Origin of the sequence: Enterobacter sp. kpr-6, from assembly GCF_900116015.1 — a bacterium.
Lineage (GTDB): Bacteria > Pseudomonadota > Gammaproteobacteria > Enterobacterales > Enterobacteriaceae > Enterobacter_D.
Genome location: NZ_FOYH01000006.1, coordinates 202,640 through 219,153 on the forward strand (window position 1 = coordinate 202,640; position 16,514 = coordinate 219,153).

At 54.9% G+C, this 16,514-nt stretch carries 14 protein-coding genes, 1 tRNA gene and 1 other RNA gene; 12 read left to right on the forward strand and 4 right to left on the reverse strand.

Features of this window, described 5'->3' with window-relative positions; genetic code table 11:
- Positions 1–84: 84 nt before the first annotated feature.
- Both BM373_RS15525 and BM373_RS15530 read right to left on the reverse strand, forming a co-directional pair.
- A complete protein-coding gene (locus tag BM373_RS15525) occupies positions 85–1,104 on the reverse strand; it encodes a LacI family DNA-binding transcriptional regulator (RefSeq protein ID WP_090463125.1) in 1,020 nt (339 codons plus the stop codon).
- A gap of 188 nt (positions 1,105–1,292) precedes the next feature.
- Positions 1,293–1,955: an OmpA family lipoprotein gene (locus BM373_RS15530; RefSeq protein WP_090463128.1), complete on the reverse strand. Its 663-nt coding sequence runs from the start codon at positions 1,953–1,955 to the stop codon at positions 1,293–1,295.
- Positions 1,956–2,112: 157 nt separating this feature from the next.
- Here BM373_RS15530 and BM373_RS15535 point away from each other — a divergent pair, with 157 nt between their 5' ends.
- Complete coding sequence (locus BM373_RS15535; protein ID WP_090463134.1) at positions 2,113–4,443, forward strand: molybdopterin guanine dinucleotide-containing S/N-oxide reductase; 2,331 nt, start codon at positions 2,113–2,115, stop codon at positions 4,441–4,443.
- Here the strand turns inward: BM373_RS15535 and BM373_RS15540 are convergent.
- Positions 4,412–4,852 (reverse strand): N-acetyltransferase, encoded by a 441-nt coding sequence (locus tag BM373_RS15540; protein WP_090463137.1) that lies wholly within the window; start codon positions 4,850–4,852, stop codon positions 4,412–4,414. The genes BM373_RS15535 and BM373_RS15540 overlap by 32 nt on opposite strands.
- A complete protein-coding gene (tag, locus tag BM373_RS15545) occupies positions 4,830–5,411 on the reverse strand; it encodes a DNA-3-methyladenine glycosylase I (protein ID WP_090463139.1) in 582 nt (193 codons plus the stop codon). The genes BM373_RS15540 and tag overlap by 23 nt, the downstream gene beginning before the upstream one ends.
- A gap of 152 nt (positions 5,412–5,563) precedes the next feature.
- Between tag and BM373_RS15550 the strand changes: the two genes are divergently transcribed.
- From BM373_RS15550 to BM373_RS15600, 11 genes are all read left to right on the forward strand, one after another.
- On the forward strand, positions 5,564–6,256 hold the full coding sequence (locus BM373_RS15550) for an autotransporter domain-containing protein (RefSeq protein ID WP_090463142.1): 693 nt from the start codon (positions 5,564–5,566) through the stop codon (positions 6,254–6,256).
- A 233-nt stretch (positions 6,257–6,489) separates the two neighbouring features.
- Positions 6,490–7,704 carry an L-lactate MFS transporter gene (locus BM373_RS15555; RefSeq protein ID WP_090463145.1) on the forward strand — a complete coding sequence of 405 codons (1,215 nt, stop codon included), beginning with the start codon at positions 6,490–6,492 and terminating at the stop codon, positions 7,702–7,704.
- 71 nt (positions 7,705–7,775) lie between these two features.
- Positions 7,776–8,207, forward strand: coding sequence for an organic hydroperoxide resistance protein (locus BM373_RS15560; RefSeq protein WP_090463148.1), 432 nt, complete (start codon positions 7,776–7,778; stop codon positions 8,205–8,207).
- Positions 8,208–8,426: 219 nt separating this feature from the next.
- Entirely contained in the window at positions 8,427–10,115 is a 1,689-nt protein-coding gene (gene eptB / locus BM373_RS15565) for a kdo(2)-lipid A phosphoethanolamine 7''-transferase (protein ID WP_090463151.1), read from the forward strand.
- A 310-nt stretch (positions 10,116–10,425) separates the two neighbouring features.
- Positions 10,426–10,950 (forward strand): long polar fimbrial major subunit LpfA, encoded by a 525-nt coding sequence (lpfA, locus tag BM373_RS15570; protein WP_218159475.1) that lies wholly within the window; start codon positions 10,426–10,428, stop codon positions 10,948–10,950.
- An 83-nt stretch (positions 10,951–11,033) separates the two neighbouring features.
- The gene (gene lpfB / locus BM373_RS15575) at positions 11,034–11,729 is read left to right on the forward strand and encodes a long polar fimbrial biogenesis chaperone LpfB (RefSeq protein WP_090463157.1); all 696 of its coding nucleotides are present in this window, start codon (positions 11,034–11,036) and stop codon (positions 11,727–11,729) included.
- A 22-nt stretch (positions 11,730–11,751) separates the two neighbouring features.
- Positions 11,752–14,280, forward strand: a complete 2,529-nt coding sequence (lpfC, locus tag BM373_RS15580) for an outer membrane usher protein LpfC (protein ID WP_090463160.1) — start codon at positions 11,752–11,754, stop codon at positions 14,278–14,280.
- Positions 14,281–14,297: 17 nt separating this feature from the next.
- Entirely contained in the window at positions 14,298–15,356 is a 1,059-nt protein-coding gene (gene lpfD, locus BM373_RS15585) for a long polar fimbrial protein LpfD (RefSeq protein ID WP_090463163.1), read from the forward strand.
- Between the two features lie 5 nt (positions 15,357–15,361).
- Positions 15,362–15,895: a long polar fimbrial protein LpfE gene (gene lpfE, locus BM373_RS15590; protein ID WP_090463165.1), complete on the forward strand. Its 534-nt coding sequence runs from the start codon at positions 15,362–15,364 to the stop codon at positions 15,893–15,895.
- Positions 15,896–16,001: 106 nt separating this feature from the next.
- Positions 16,002–16,078, forward strand: a tRNA-Pro gene (locus BM373_RS15595).
- A gap of 32 nt (positions 16,079–16,110) precedes the next feature.
- Positions 16,111–16,242: non-coding RNA, RtT sRNA (locus tag BM373_RS15600), on the forward strand.
- The last annotated feature ends 272 nt before the right edge of the window (positions 16,243–16,514 follow it).

Here is a 16,514-nt window from a genome sequence, read left to right on the forward strand (position 1 = left end):
TAACTCTGTTATTTAAGCTAGATGGAACCGGTTCCAAAAGAAAGTTTGCGATGGCGAAAGCATGATCGCCATCACGAAGGGGAGTTATCGGGAGGTGGAGCCGCGAACGATCAGTTCGCCAGAGAAAACCTGCTCGCGCACGGTATCGTCGGTGCCATCGATGCGGCGCACCACCTGTTCGACAGCGGCGAAACCAATCTGCCAGGTGGGTTGTTTGAGGGTGGTGATGCCGACGCCCGCCAGTTCCGCCCATTCCAGTTCGTCAAAACCGAGCAGGCCGATATCGCTACCCCAGTGCAGGCCGAGGCGTTTGAGCGAGCGGGCGACTTGCAGGGTTAACGCGCCGTTTGCGGAGATGACGGCCTTGCGCATTCCCCGGTGGCGGCTGTGAAACTGGCGCAGGGCGTTGTCAATCTGCCCGGCTTCATGCAGCGGGACTTCGGCGTTTTCCGCAATCACGCCGGGGTAACGGGCAAGCGTGGCGTGAAAGGCGCTCAGGCGTTCGCGGCGGGTGTTCACCGTGCCGAGCGGTTCGCTGAGAAACAGCAGGGCTTCAAATCCCTGATCGACCAGATGTTCAGTTGCGGTGGTTGCCGCCTGAGTGTTATCGAGGCCAACCACATCGCAGGCGAAGTCAGGGATTTTGCGGTCAATCAATACCATCGGCAGGGAGGACTGTTGCAGACGGTTTAGTCCTTCCTCGCGCATGCCGACCGCGTTTACCACGATCCCTTCAACCTGGTAGCTGCGCAGCAGGTCGAGATAATGCTGCTCCTGATCCAGTTCGTTATTGGTGTTACAGACCAGCGGGGTAAAGCCTTTTTCGCGGCAGGCGGCTTCAATGCCGCTGAGTACGTTAACGGAGTAGGGATTGGTGATGTCGGCGATGATCAGGCCAATCAGACGGGTGCGCCCGCGCTTTAGCCCACGCGCCATCAGGCTTGGGCGGTAATCCAGATCGGCAATGGCCTGTTCGATGCGCGCCAGCAGAGCGTCGGAGAGAAGATGTTTTTCGCCGTTGAGATAACGCGAAATACTGGTTTTACCTGTTTTTGCCGCTTTTGCGACATCGCTGATCGTCGGGCGCGCTGCCTTTGCGTTCATGTCCGTCTCCTGGGGTAACTTTCTGGAGATTAACATATTTTAGCGGAGAGGGTTTTCCCCTCACCCTGGCCCTCTCCCCTGGGGAGAGGGGAGAGCCCGAGCGCGGACTGGCCTTTCTCCCTCTCCCTGAGGGAGAGGGTTGGGGTGAGGGTCTGTCTTTATCCCTCAGGGTGAGGGGTACCCAAAAACTACGCCAGCGGACTCAGCGTGATCTCCACGCGGCGGTTCTGCGCTTTGCCGTCTTCGGTGCTGTTGCTGGCGATAGGATTCGCCGGGCCCATGCCGCTGGTGCGCAGGCGGCCTGCGTCAACGCCCTGGGTGATCAGCGAACTCGCCACCGCGTCGGCACGTTGCTGTGACAGGCGCATGTTCAGATCCTTGCCGCCGGTGCTGTCGGTGTAACCCACCACGTTCACCGCCGTTTTCGGATACTCTTTCAGCACCATCGCCACGCCGGTCAGGGTATTCGCGCCTGCCGGTTTTAACGTCGCGCTGCTGCTATCAAAGGTCACGTTGTTCGGCATGTTCAGCACGATGTTGTCGCCATTACGCGTTACGCTCACGCCCGTTCCCTGCATTTTCTGTCGCAGTTTGGCTTCCTGCGCATCCATGTAATAGCCCGCGCCGCCGCCGAGGGCCGCGCCTGCCGCTGCGCCAATCAGTGCGCCTTTGCCGCGATCTTTCTTCGAGGAGGAGAGCACGCCCACGCCCGCGCCTACCAGCGAGCCAATGCCCGCGCCGATGCCGGCTTTACCGGCTTCACGCTCGCCGGTGTAAGGATTTGTGGTGCAGCCTGAAACCGCCAGCGCGCCGCAAACGGCCGCTGCAATGAGGAGGGCACTTTTTTTCATCAAACATCCTTAATAATTAATAATTCTATGCTCAACCATAATGGCGGTTGATTATGACCGGGCACCAGGTCAAAAATGTTCGGAAAGATTCTGAATTATTGTAAAAACATTAAACGGCGCACGAGCGTCCGTGACACCTGCACCGGGAGCGCAAGTTTTGACACAATCTTCTTTAAAAACAGTCCTTACGGCTGCCCACTGGGGGCCAATGCTCGTTGAAACCGACGGGGAAAATGTCTTTTCTTCCCGCGGTGCGCTGCCCACATCGCATCACAATTCGTTGCAAACTGCCGTTCGCGATCAGGTACATAGCCCCAGCCGGGTGCGTTTCCCAATGGTGCGCAAAGGATTTTTAAACTCACCAGATAACCCGCAGGGCGTACGCGGGCAGGATGAATTTGTGCGCGTTAGCTGGGATGAGGCGCTGGATCTGATCCACGCCCAGCATGCCCGCATTCGGGAAAGCTACGGCCCGGCGTCAATTTTTGCCGGTTCGTATGGCTGGCGCTCAAACGGCGTGCTGCACAAAGCCGCCACCCTGTTGCAGCGCTATATGAGCCTGGCGGGGGGCTACACCGGGCATCTGGGCGACTACTCCACCGGCGCGGCGCAGGCGATCATGCCGTATGTGGTCGGCGGCAATGAGGTGTATCAACAGCAGACAAGCTGGCCGCTGGTGCTTGAACATAGCGATGTAGTGGTGCTGTGGAGCGCTAACCCGCTGAACACTTTAAAGATTGCCTGGAATGCCTCGGACGAGCAGGGCATTGGCTATTTTGAACAGCTGCGAAACAGCGGCAAACGCCTGATCTGCATCGATCCGATGCGATCGGAAACCGTTGATTTCTTCGGCGATCGCATGGAGTGGCTGGCTCCGCATATGGGCACGGACGTGGCGCTGATGCTCGGCATCGCCCATACGCTGGTGGAAAACGGCTGGCAGGACGAGGCGTTTCTGGCGCGCTGCACCACGGGCTATGACATTTTCGCTCAGTATCTGACGGGGGCCAGCGACGGCGTGGCGAAAACCGCTGAGTGGGCAGCAGAAATTTGCGGGCTTGATGCGGCGAAAATCCGCGAACTGGCGCAACTTTTCCATGAAAACACCACCATGCTGATGTCCGGCTGGGGGATGCAGCGCCAGCAGTTTGGCGAGCAAAAACACTGGATGCTGGTGACGCTGGCCGCCATGCTCGGACAGATCGGCACCCCCGGCGGCGGGTTTGGCCTGTCGTATCACTTTGCCAACGGCGGCAACCCGACGCGTCGTGCGGCGGTGCTGGCGTCAATGCAGGGCAGCGTGCAGGGCGGTACGGACGCGGTGGATAAAATCCCGGTGGCGCGCATCGTTGAAGCGCTGGAAAACCCCGGCGGGGCGTATCAGCACAACGGGATGGATCGCCATTTCCCGGAGATTAAATTTGTCTGGTGGGCGGGCGGTGCGAACTTTACCCATCATCAGGATACCAATCGCCTGATCCGCGCCTGGCAGAAGCCAGAACTGGTGGTGATTTCCGAATGCTACTGGACGGCCGCGGCAAAACACGCCGACATCGTGCTGCCTGCCACCACCTCGTTTGAACGTAACGATCTCACCATGACCGGCGACTACAGCAATCAGCACCTGGTCCCGATGAAGCAGGTCGTGCCGCCGCGCGATGAAGCACGCGATGATTTCGAGGTCTTCGCCGATCTCAGCGAGCGCTGGGAACGCGGCGGTCGCGAACGTTTCACTGAAGGTAAAAGCGATCTGCAATGGCTGGAAACCTTCTATGAGATTGCCGGACAGCGTGGGGCAAGCCAGAACGTCACCCTGCCGCCGTTTGCCGAATTCTGGGAAGCGAACCAGCTTATTGAGATGCCGGAGAGCGAAGAAAACGCCAGATTCGTGCGTTTTGCGGCGTTCCGCGCCGATCCAGTGGCGAACCCGCTGAAAACCGACAGCGGTAAAATCGAAATTTATTCACAGCGTATTGCCTCCTTTAACTATGCCGATTGCCCGGCGCACCCGATGTGGCTCGCGCCTGACGAGTGGCACGGCAATGCGCAGGCTGAGCAGTTGCAGGTGCTTTCCGCGCACCCGGCGCACCGTCTGCACAGTCAGTTAAGTTACGCCTCACTGCGTGAGGAATATGCCGTGGCCGGGCGGGAGCCTGTGACGCTGCACCCTCGGGATGCCGAAGCGCGTGGGATTAAAGCGGGCGATCTGGTGCGCGTGTGGAACGGTCGCGGGCAGGTGCTGGCGGGCGCGGTGGTGACGGAGGGCATTCGTCCGGGCGTGTTGTGTATACACGAAGGCGGCTGGCCGGATCTCGATCCGTCTGCCGGGGGGATCTGCAAAAATGGCGCGGTCAATGTGCTGACCAAAGATCTCCCCAGTTCCCGCCTCGGTAACGGCTGTGCCGGGAATACGGCGCTGGCGTGGGTGGAAAAATACACCGGGCCGGCGCTGACGCTTACGGCGTTTGATCCGCCTGCCAGCGCATGATCCACGTCGGGTGGTGCGTTTCTTCCTGCCAGGCGCTGTCTTCAATCCGAAAGCCGAGCGCATGATAGAAATTTACTGCCCGGCCATTCTTCTGGTAGACCTCAAGACGTAATACCTCGTGGCGCTGTTTGACATGTTCAAGCAGCGCCCGACCAATCCCTTTGCCCAGAGCAGCCGGTCGCACAAACAGTGCGCCAACAAACTGCGACTCCATCACGCTGATAAATCCCTGAACCACGCCGTCCTCTTCCCACACCCAGGTGCTGGCGGAGGGTAAATAGACGTCGCGCACCAGCGCTTCACTCTCCTGCCAGTACTTTTCATCAATAAAAGGATGCGCAAAGGTGGTGCTTTCCAGCCACAGCGCCAGCAGGGGCGCGGTGTCGTTATTGTGCCATTCGTGGATCATCGTCGCCTCCCGGGTGGCAAAAGCAGACCGTGATGTGGTCATTCACTAACCCGCAGGCCTGCATGAAAGAGTAACAGATGGTGCTGCCGACAAACTTGAAGCCGCGCTTTTTCAGCGCTTTGGATAAGGCATCGGACGCGGGTGTGGTGGTGGGGATGTCTGCAAGCGTGGCGGCGCGGGTCACCTGCGCGTGGTTATCCACAAATGACCAGACAAAATCTGCGAAGGGTTCGCCGTTTTGCTCCATCGCAAGCCACGCGCGGGCGTTGCCGATAATCGCCTGGATTTTCCCCCGGTGGCGAATAATGCCCGCGTCCAGCAGCAGCCTTTCCACGTCTTCTTCCTGCATGGCGGCGACGCGCACCGGATCGAAATGATGAAAACAGCGGCGATAGTTTTCGCGTTTTTTCAGTACCGTGATCCACGACAGGCCCGCCTGCTGACCTTCCAGGCAGATCATCTCAAAGAGTTTCTGACCGTCCCGCTGGGGGACACCCCATTCGTTGTCGTGATAATCGAGATAAAGTTGATCCTGGCTCACCCAACCGCAGCGTTGCATGTATTTCTCCCTTTTAAAGTTGCGGGCAATCACAAAAGAAATTATCGGTGCTGGCTTGACGTGTCTGTCAAAGAGACAATAGTTAATACAGGGTCTTACCCCTCATCCGAAAAACGATAACAACGTATTGGCTCTTTTCTGGAGTCGCGTCGATGAAGAATAAAAAATACAGTGGCTGCCAACTGGCGCTTGTGACTGTCTGTGCGCTTTTTTGCCAGACGTCTTACGCATGGCAACAGGAATATATCGTTACCGACACGCAAAGTAATACGACCGATCGCTATACATGGGATAGCGATCACCAACCGCGTTATGACGATATCCTCGAAGAGCGGATCCGCTCTTCACAGAACACGCCCGGCGTTAGCTTTAATTTGCCGGATGACACGCCAATGGATGCGACCAGCACCATGAGTCTGGGCTGGAATATTCCGCTTATCAAGAGCGTGACCACCGGGCCGGTGGCCGTCTGGCATTATGATGGCTCAACGTCTTCCATGTTTAATGAGTTTGGCGACGGTCCTCCCAGTCCCAATTTTACCGATCCGCTCTGGCACGCCAGCGTCAGTTCGTTTGGCTGGCGGGTTGATAGCCGGTTTGGGGATCTGCGGCCCTGGGCGCAAATCAGCTACAACCAGCAGTTTGGCGAGAATATGTGGAAGACCCAGTCCGGCCTTAACCGCTTATCGGCGTCAAACCAGTACGGCAACTGGATGGATGTGACCCTCGGCGCGGATATGCTGCTTAATCCGCATATGGCGGCTTACGCTTCGATGTCGCAGTCAGAGAATATGGCGACCGGACAAAACTACCTCTACAGCATGGGCGTCAGTGCGCGCTTCTGATACAAACTAATTACATTTCATCAACAACAGTCACGCGCCTGGTAGCGATAGTGCGTACTAACTTACCTCCCAAAAATCGCGTCGGCTGACAAAAGGCGCGGTCATTCATTCCCGCTGCAAGGCATTTCATTCCGCTCTCACTGCATTTCATGCCTTTTTACCCCTGGCATGAAACGCGCTTCGCTAAGGTTGATGGCAGAGAATTTCCCTTTTGCTTACGCAGGAAGACTGCCATGACAACATCATCCCTGAACCGGACCCGCTGGCTGACGCTGGCTGGGACCATCATTACGCAATTCGCCTTAGGATCGGTTTATACCTGGAGTCTGTTCAATAGCGCGCTGGCCGAGAAACTGGATGAGCCGGTAAGCCAGGTAGCGTTTTCTTTCGGTCTGTTAAGCCTGGGGCTGGCGATTTCCTCGTCGGTCGCCGGTAAATTGCAGGAACGCTTTGGCGTGAAGCGCGTCACCATGGCATCCGGCCTGCTGCTGGGCCTTGGCTTTTTCCTCACGGCGCACGCTAACAGTTTGTTGATGCTGTGGCTGAGCGCGGGCGTGCTGGTGGGTCTGGCCGACGGCGCGGGTTATCTGCTTACTCTGTCTAACTGCGTGAAATTCTTCCCGGAGCGTAAGGGGCTGATTTCAGCGTTTTCCATTGGCTCTTATGGCCTTGGCAGCCTCGGCTTTAAGTTTATCGACAGCCATCTGTTAGCCACCGTCGGTCTGGAAAAAACGTTTATGATTTGGGCCGCGATTGTGCTGGTGATGATCCTCTTTGGCGCAACGCTGATGAAAGACGCCCCGCAGCAAAAAGCGACCATGACCAACGGCGTGGTGGAAAACGACTTCACGCTGGCGCAGTCGATGCGTAAGCCGCAGTACTGGATGCTGGCGGTGATGTTCCTGACCGCCTGCATGAGCGGTTTGTATGTGATTGGCGTGGCAAAAGATATCGCGCAGACCATGGTGCATCTGGATCTGGCGACCGCCGCCAATGCGGTCACGGTGATCGCCATTGCTAACCTCTCCGGGCGTCTGGTGCTGGGCATTCTGTCGGATAAAATGTCCCGCATCCGCGTAATTACGCTGGGCCAGGTGGTTTCGCTGGTCGGCATGGCGGCCCTGCTGTTCGCCCCGCTGAACGAAGTCAGCTTCTTTGCCGCTATCGCCTGCATCGCCTTTAATTTTGGCGGCACCATCACCGTGTTCCCGTCGCTGGTCAGCGAATTCTTCGGCCTGAATAACCTGGCGAAAAACTACGGCGTGATTTATTTAGGCTTTGGGATCGGCAGCATTTGCGGGTCGATTATCGCCTCGCTGTTCGGCGGGTTTTACATCACGTTCTGCGTCATCTTCGCCCTGCTGATCCTGTCGCTGGCGCTCTCCACCACCATTCGTCAGCCGCAGCGCGAATACTATAACGAGGCGCACGCGCTGACTCACCATTAAGCAAAAAGCGCCACGTTACGCGTGGCACGGTCTATCCTTAGTGGCAGGTCTTTCAACGAAAGGAGCAACCCATGTCTTTAGAAAAAGTGGTGTACCGCGCAAAAGCCAAAGCAACCGGTGGCCGTGATGGCCGGGCGACCTCATCCGACGGCGTGCTGGATATTAAACTTTCCGTACCGAAAGAGATGGGCGGGGCGGGCAGCGAGGGCACCAACCCGGAACAGCTCTTTGCCGCAGGGTATTCCGCCTGCTTTTTGGGCGCGTTAAAGCACGTGGCCTCGCAGGAAAAGGTGAAGCTGCCGCAGGATGCGTGGATTGAAGGCCAGGTCGGTATCGGCCCGTTGCCAACCGGCTTCGGCATTGAGGCACAACTGGATATCCACCTGCACGGTATGGATCATCAGGAAGCGGAAGCGCTGGTGCAAAAAGCGCACATTGTCTGTCCGTATTCGAACGCCACCCGCGATAACATTGACGTGACCCTGAACGTTATTACTTCCTGATCCCCTCCCGATACGGTAACCTGCATCAATCAGCCATATATTATTTTTGTAAATATATGGCTGGATCACACTCAAAGTAGCACTTTTCTTTTTCCTTGTGTTCTACTACTCGCGCTTGTTGAAGTTCCCGTATTAACTTCCGATGCGTCCCACTAGCCTGCACGCCGTTTTTATGGTGGTGAGCAGGTGCTGTTTATCCCTTTTTTCAGGGCATCTTGCATGAGATATATCAAAGCGATGTCGCAGCAATGGCTGAGTTTTCTGCTGTCGCTGTACATTGGTCTGTTTATGAATAGCGCAGTTTTTATTCGTCGGTTTGATGGATATGCGCAAGATTTCACCATCCTGAAAGGCATTTCTGCGGTTGTTGAACTGGTCGGGACCGTGCTGGTCACCTTCTTCTTACTTCGTATTCTTTCGCTGTTTGGCCGACGTACCTGGCGCGTGCTCACCTCTCTGGTTGTGCTCTTTTCCGCCGGGGCCAGCTATTACATGACGTTTTTGAACGTGGTGATCGGCTACGGCATTATTGCCTCCGTAATGACCACCGACATCGACCTGTCCAAAGAAGTGGTCGGGCTGCACTTTATTATCTGGCTGGTGTGCGTCAGCGCCATTCCGCTGATTTTAATCTGGAGTAACCGGAGCCGTTACACACTGTGGCGTCAGCTACGCACGCCGGGCATCCGCACGCGCAGCGCGCTGGTGGTGCTGATGGCCGGTCTGCTGGTGTGGGGACCGATTCGCCTGCTGGAGCTTCAGCAAAAAAATGTCGAGCGCACCAGCGGTGTCGATATGCCGAGCTATGGCGGGGTTGTCGCCAACTCCTACCTGCCGTCTAACTGGCTGTCGGCGTTAGGCCTGTACGCCTGGGCGCAGGTGGATGAGTCCTCCGATAAATCGCTGATTAACCCGGCGACCAAATATTCTTACGTCGCGCCTGGCGATCTCGATGACACCTACGTGGTGTTTATCATCGGCGAAACCACGCGCTGGGATCATATGGGTCTGCTCGGCTATGAGCGCAATACCACGCCGCTGCTGTCCCAGGAGAAAAACCTGGTCGCCTTCCGCGGCACCTCCTGTGATACCGCCACCAAGCTCTCGCTGCGCTGTATGTTTGTGCGTGAGGGCGGGGCGGATGAAAATCCGCAGCGTACCTTAAAAGAACAGAACGTCTTTGCCGTACTGAAACAGCTTGGCTTCTCAAGCGACCTGTACGCTATGCAGAGCGAAATGTGGTTCTACAGCAACACCATGGCGGACAACATCGCCTACCGCGAGCAGATCGGCGCTGAGCCGCGCAACCGGGGTAAGAGCGTGGATGACGCGCTGCTGTTAGATGAAATGAAGGGATCGCTGGCCAACAATACCGACGGCAAGCACCTGATCATTTTCCACACCAAAGGCTCGCACTTTAACTACACCCAGCGCTATCCGCGTAGCTTTGCGCAGTGGACGCCGGAGTGTCAGGACGTGGATGATAAATGCACGAAAGAGGAGATGATCAACTCGTTTGATAACTCCGTGACCTACGTGGATTACTTCATCAAAAACGTGATTGATCAGGTGCGTGATAAGAAGGCGATTGTTTTCTACGCCGCCGACCATGGTGAGTCGATCAACGAGTATGAGCACCTGCACGGCACGCCGCGTAAAATGGCTCCGCCAGAGCAGTTCCGCGTACCGATGATGGTATGGATGTCGGATAAATATCTGGAGAACCCGGATAAAGCGAAGATGTTCGCGCATCTCAAGCAGCAGGCCGACATCAAAGTGCCACGCCGCCATGTGGAACTGTACGACACCATTATGGGTTGCCTGGGTTATACCTCACCAGACGGTGGGATTAACGAGAACAACAACTGGTGTCATATCCCGGACAGCGCGCAGACTGCCGCGAAATAACCGGACTGACGAGAAAAAGCTCATGCATGGCATGGGCTTTTTTTTGCCAAAAAATCGCAGATTACTATTTATTAATTTTATATATTGCCGGGAAGCAATATGAATTCAATATAAAAGGCACTCTTAATTATTTGTTTTATTAATGTGTAAACCCAGTTGTTTTTTGTTGACTTGTATTTTCTTTAAACAAATATTTCACTTTAACTAAATATCATTTTTACATCGCCCCCCTATAATTCCCCTCCCCACTGGATACAGTTAAATAAAATTTAAATGTATTGATTAATTAAACGAATAAATGGAGTTAATTGTGAAAAAAATAATTGCTGCAGTTTCATCGCTTACCCTTCTTTCCGCGTCTGCATTTGCGGCGGCACCGGGTGATGGTACGGTGAAATTTACAGGGGAAATTGTGGACGCCCCTTGCGCAATTTCCACCGATTCTCAGTATCAGGAAGTGGTGCTCGGCCAGGTTGCGAAGACCGTTTTCAAAGCGGTGGGCGATAAATCCCCGTCAAAAGAATTCAAAATTAAGCTGGAAGGCTGCGACATTTCAGACAAAAACAAAGTGAGCGTCAGCTTCAGCGGTATGGGCGATGCGACTAAGCCAGACATGCTGGCCCTGACCAACGAAGTCGGCGCGGCAACAGGCGTGGCGATCAGCATTTATGATAACGCCAACAAGTCTGTCGTACTGAACACCGGCAAATCCACCAATACTCTGGCCGCCGGTCAGACGGTTCTCTACTACTCTGCCAATTATGTTGCGACCAAAGACGCCGTGACCACGGGCTACGGTAACGCATCCGTCGATTTTAACGTGACTTACGAATAATCATTTCTGCATAAGACAGGACAGGATGACGATGGCAGCAACGTTCTGCTGCCATTTATCCATGGATACTCAGGGAGAGAGGGATGGATCGTTCAGGTTTCGCTTCATGCGTGGCCCTGTCGCTGGCGCTGTTTGCCCAGCACAGTTTTGCGGGCGGCGTGGCATTAAGTCATACGCGCGTCATTTATGACGGCAGTAAAAGAGAAGCGTCTTTAACTGTCAGCAATAAAAACACCACCGAAGAATATTTGATCCAGTCATGGATCGATGATGATAAAGGCAATAAAAAAACGCCTTTTATCATTACGCCACCGTTATTTAAACTCAACGCCAATAAAAATAATGTCCTGCGTATTGTGAATACTTCAAATTCATTACCTCAGGATCGTGAATCTGTTTACTGGGTTAACGTGAAAGCGATTCCTTCGAAAAGCGAAGGGGCGTCTAACAATACGTTGCAGATTGCCGTGCGCACGCGGCTGAAATTATTTTATCGCCCTGAAGGTCTGAAAGGCCGCAGCATGGACGGCTGGAATCAATTACGTTTTTCGCGGGCCGGGGGGAATCAAATTAAAGTCGATAATCCCTCTGCATTTAATCTCACCTTTAACAAATTTTCTGCGAATGGCCATGACGTTGAGAAAACCGGGATGGTGCCAGCCAAAGGGTCACTGACTATCACGTTGCCTGCCGGGACGGGGAATGTCAGCGAAGTCAAATACAACATTATTAATGACTTCGGCACGTCCGGGGACATGATGACGCAGCACGTAAATTAAGCGTGTCTAAGGGTTCTTTTTTATGTCATGGTCACATTTCACGCGGATAAAAACCCCTCACTGTTTCCCCCTGACGGCGCTGGCGTTGCTGGTGGCCGGGGCGCTGCCCGCGCAGGCCGGGAAATTTAATCCGCGCTTTCTGGAAGACGTGCCGGGAATCGACCAGCATGTTGATCTCTCTGTTTATGAGACAAATAAAGCCGATCAGTTGCCGGGCAAATATCGCGTAGCGGTCGTGGTAAACGACACGAAAATGGCTCCCCGCACGCTGGAATTTAAAGCCGCCACGGAAAGCCAGCGCGCAAAACTGGGCGAAGCGCTGATCCCCTGTTTAAGCCCCGTGCAGCTCGCCGAAATGGGCGTGCGGGTTGAGAATTTCCCGGCGTTGAAAATGGCCCCGCCGGAAGCCTGCGTCGCCTTCGACGAGATTATCCCTCAGGCGGCAAGCCACTTCGATTTTGCTGAACAAACGCTGGTGATGAGTTTTCCACAGGCGGCGATGAACCAGACCGCGCGCGGAACCGTGTCCGAATCCCTCTGGGATGAAGGCATCAATGCGTTAATGGTGGATTACAACTTCTCCGGCAGCCATTCCACCTACGACGATCCGGAAAACAACACCAACGACACCAGCGACAGCTATTACCTCAATATGCGTAGCGGGATAAATCTGGGCGCATGGCGTTTGCGTAATTACAGCACCTGGAGCAAAAACGAGGGCGATCAGCACTGGGATAACCTTGGTACGTCGTTAAGCCGGGTCATCATCCCGCTGAAATCACAGTTCACCCTGGGCGACACCTCCACTTCCGGCGAGATTTTCGACAGCGTGCAAATACGCGGCGCGCAGCTCTCCTCCGATGAAGAAATGTTGCCTGACAGCCAGCGAGGATTTGCGCCGGTCGTGCGCGGCATCGCCAAAAGCAATGCTGAGGTGATCATCAAACAGAATGGCTACGTGATTTACCGCAGCTTTGTGCAGCCTGGCGCATTTGAAATCAGCGACCTCTATCCGACCTCAAGCAGCGGCGATCTCACCGTCACCATAAAAGAAGCCGACGGCAGCGAGCAGACGTTTACGCAACCTTTCTCCTCCGTTGCGCTGTTTCAGCGTGAAGGCCATTTGAAATACAGCCTGTCGGCGGGGGAGTATCGCGCCGGTAATTATGACAGTGCCAGGCCGAAGTTCGCCCAGCTTGAGGCGCTATACGGTTTGCCGCTGGGCTTTACCCTCTACGGCGGCTCTGTTTTTGCCGATGATTACCAGGCGCTGGCGGCGGGGCTGGGTAAAAACTTTGGTTATATTGGCGCGGTGTCGCTGGATGTCACCCAGGCAAACAGTACGCTTGCGCACGGTGAAAAAGCGGAAGGCCAGTCTTATCGCTTCCTCTATTCCAAAACCTTTAACAGCGGCACGGATTTTCGTCTGGCGGGCTACCGTTACTCAACCGAAGGGTACTACTCCTTCCGCGAGGCCACCGACGTGCGTAGCGAGGCGGACAGCACTTACGACCGCTACCACAAACGCAGCCAGATGCAGGCGAACGTCACGCAGCAACTGGGCAGCTATGGCTCGGTTTATTTCAGCGCGAACCAGCAGGAATACTGGGGCGATGAAGGCAAACAGCGCTCGGTGAACGCCGGGTATAACGGACGGATTGGCCGGGTGAGTTACAGCATCGCTTATACCTGGACCAAAAGCCCGGAATGGGATGAAAGCGATCGCCTCTGGTCGTTCTCATTATCTGTTCCGCTTGGGCGCGTCTGGAGTAACTACCATTTGACTACCGACCAGCGAGGACGGACCTCACAACAGGTCGGCGTGAGTGGCTCGGCGCTGGAGGACCGCAATTTAAGCTACAGCGTGCAAGAGGGCTACGCGAGCAACGGCACCGGAAACAGCGGTAACGTCAATCTCGACTATCAGGGCGGCGTGGGGAACGTCAATCTGGGCTACAACTACAGCCGCAACAGCCAGCAGGTGAACTACGGACTGAGCGGCGGGCTGGTTGCCCACAGCGAAGGGATAACCCTCGCCCAGCCATTAGGTGAATCCATCGCCATCATTTCCGCGCCCGGTGCCCGCGGTGCGCATGTCATGAATAACAGCGGGGTGGAAGTGGACTGGATGGGCAACGCGGTGTCGCCTTATCTCAGCCCCTACCGTGAAAACGAAATCGCGTTGCGCAGCGACAGCTTAAACAACAAGGTCGATCTCGACACGGCCTCCGTCAGCGTTGTGCCCACGCGTGGCGCGATTGTGCGGGCGCGTTTTGATACCCGCGTCGGTTATCGCGTGTTAATGACCCTTCAGCAGGCAAATGGTAACGCGGTGCCTTTCGGCGCGACGGCGACGTTAATGGAGTCGAAGAAAGAAGTGAGCAGCATCGTCGGGGAAGATGGTCAGTTATATATCAGCGGGATGCCGGATAAAGGCGATTTGCAGGTGAGCTGGGGGAAAGCGCAGGCGCAGCAGTGCCGCGTGACGTTCACGCTACCACCACAACAGGACAATATCGGTGTCGTTATCGCCAGTGCGACGTGCCGGTAACAGGGAAGGAAAAACGGATGTTTAAAAAACGTATCGTGATTGCAGGTGTGCTGGGGGCGGGGCTGTTTTCCGCGCAGGCACTGGCAAACGGCTGGGGGCCTTGCGAGACAATAGGCGGTACCCATAGCTTTAATGTCACCCTGGAAAAGCAGTTGAGCAATCCATCTCAAAACAGCGCGGGTACCACCGTTACAGATTTCGCAGACTGGAACCTCGGCGGGAACTATTATCACGCTACCTGTCAGTGCCCTGATGATACCAGCCAGACTGCTTACACGTATTTTAAAGCGGTATCGCCCATTAGGGATGTTATTGATGTGTCGGGAATTCAGTACTACAAGGTTAACGATAATATTGCCTTTGCCGCACAGGTAAGACTGGCAGGCAACAGACCAAGATACATTAATGTTCCCTTTGAAGACGAATCGAATGGGGCACGCGACAGAGGAGGCTGCAAAGGCAATGAGAGTGCAAACTGGGGTTCTGGCTCGGTAGGGAAATTGTCTCTGTATATTGTGCGACCTTTCGTGGGGGAAACGGATATTCCCAATACCCAACTGGTAGATGTCTACGCCACCATGTCGGCGGGGAGTTATAGTCAACCCGTCACCTCGGTTTATATCAGTGGTCGCGTGACTGTCAGTCAGAGTTGCGCCCTGGACAGCGGCAACCTGGAAATTGATCTTGGTGAATACGCAAGCAGTGATTTCAAAGATCGTAAAGGTGCGAAGCCAGACGGCGTGACGGTCTATACCAAAGAACTCCAGTTCAAGTGCGCCAATGTTTCAGACGGTATAAAAGTTTTCCTGCGTATCGAAGGCAAAGCAAACGACAACGATCCGAATGCCATTGATGTCGGCAGCCCGGACGTGGGGGTTATCGTTGAAAGCGCCCAGGGGATATTAATTCCGAATGACGCCAGTTCAATGCAGGAAATGGCCGTATCGCCGCTCGTTGACGATATACACCGCGTCGCAAAAACCAAAATCAGCGCTTACCCCATCAGCACTACCGGCGCACTGCCTGCCGGGGGTAATTATGAAGGCGTGGCGACCCTGCGTGTGGAAGTGGAGTAAGCCGGATGAAATGGATAAATGCTGTGATAGCGCCCTGTTTGCTGCTGGCGGCAGCATCGGCTACGGCGGCCAAGGATATTGGATCGGCCGGGGAACTGCGCTTTAGCTTAACCATCGCGGAAGGCACCTGTGAGCTGGACCAGGAGCTTATCGAGGTGGAGATGGGCCCCGTGGCGTTAAAGCGCCCGGTTGTCGTTGGCAGTGAACTCAATCAGAAGAAATTTTCGATCGGGCTGAAAAACTGTTCTTACGCAACAAGCGCCTTGGTGACCATGGACGGGAGACCTGATAGTGACAATCCCGCTCTTTTCGCCCTGGAACCTGGCGGTGCTACCGGGATCGCTTTACAGATCAAAACAGATAGCACGTCGCCCGTGGTGCAAAAGCCCGTTGCAACGGACAGCACGCCGGTATCGCATGTGGTCTGGTTTGATGGCTCAAACAGGCTGAATTATATCGCCAGCTACATGCCGGTCCGCGCCAATGCGACGCCAGGCGCGGCGAACGCGATGGTGACGTTTAACATCCAGTACGAATAACATTCTGCCCGCAGAGCGTGCTGGCGAGTTTCTCGCCAGTCAAAAGGCTTTTTGATGTTAAGGGATTGACGGTAAGCGTGGTGAGCAGTAAGATGCGCCCCGCATTCGGTGATTGGCGCAGCCTGGTAGCGCACTTCGTTCGGGACGAAGGGGTCGGAGGTTCGAATCCTCTATCACCGACCAAATTTAAAACCCCGCTCAATGAGCGGGGTTTTTTGCATTTAAGCCTGTGAGGATAAGAACCTCCGGGGGCAGGAGGTTCGCCCCGAGCGAAGCGAGAGAGCGTTGCGCAGCAACGACCCGCAGGGCGAGCCACGCCGTGGCGAGTAATCCTCTGTCACCGACCAAATTTAAAACCCCGCTCAATGAGTGGGGTTTTTTGCTTTCTGGGGCATTATCCGGTTTCAATCGCCGCTTTATACTTCACTCCGTTTCTTCACATATTTGTGACATATTCCATTGTATTTTTTTATACATATTTGAATCTTTTTTCGCGTTGCTTATGGATAACCTCAGCATTTTCACCTGTGCGTTTTAACGTTCGCGGTATTAATCGCTCAGATATTCAGCATTCCGTCAGAAATTTTTCATAATCTGCGCAAATGTTAATCACTGATTC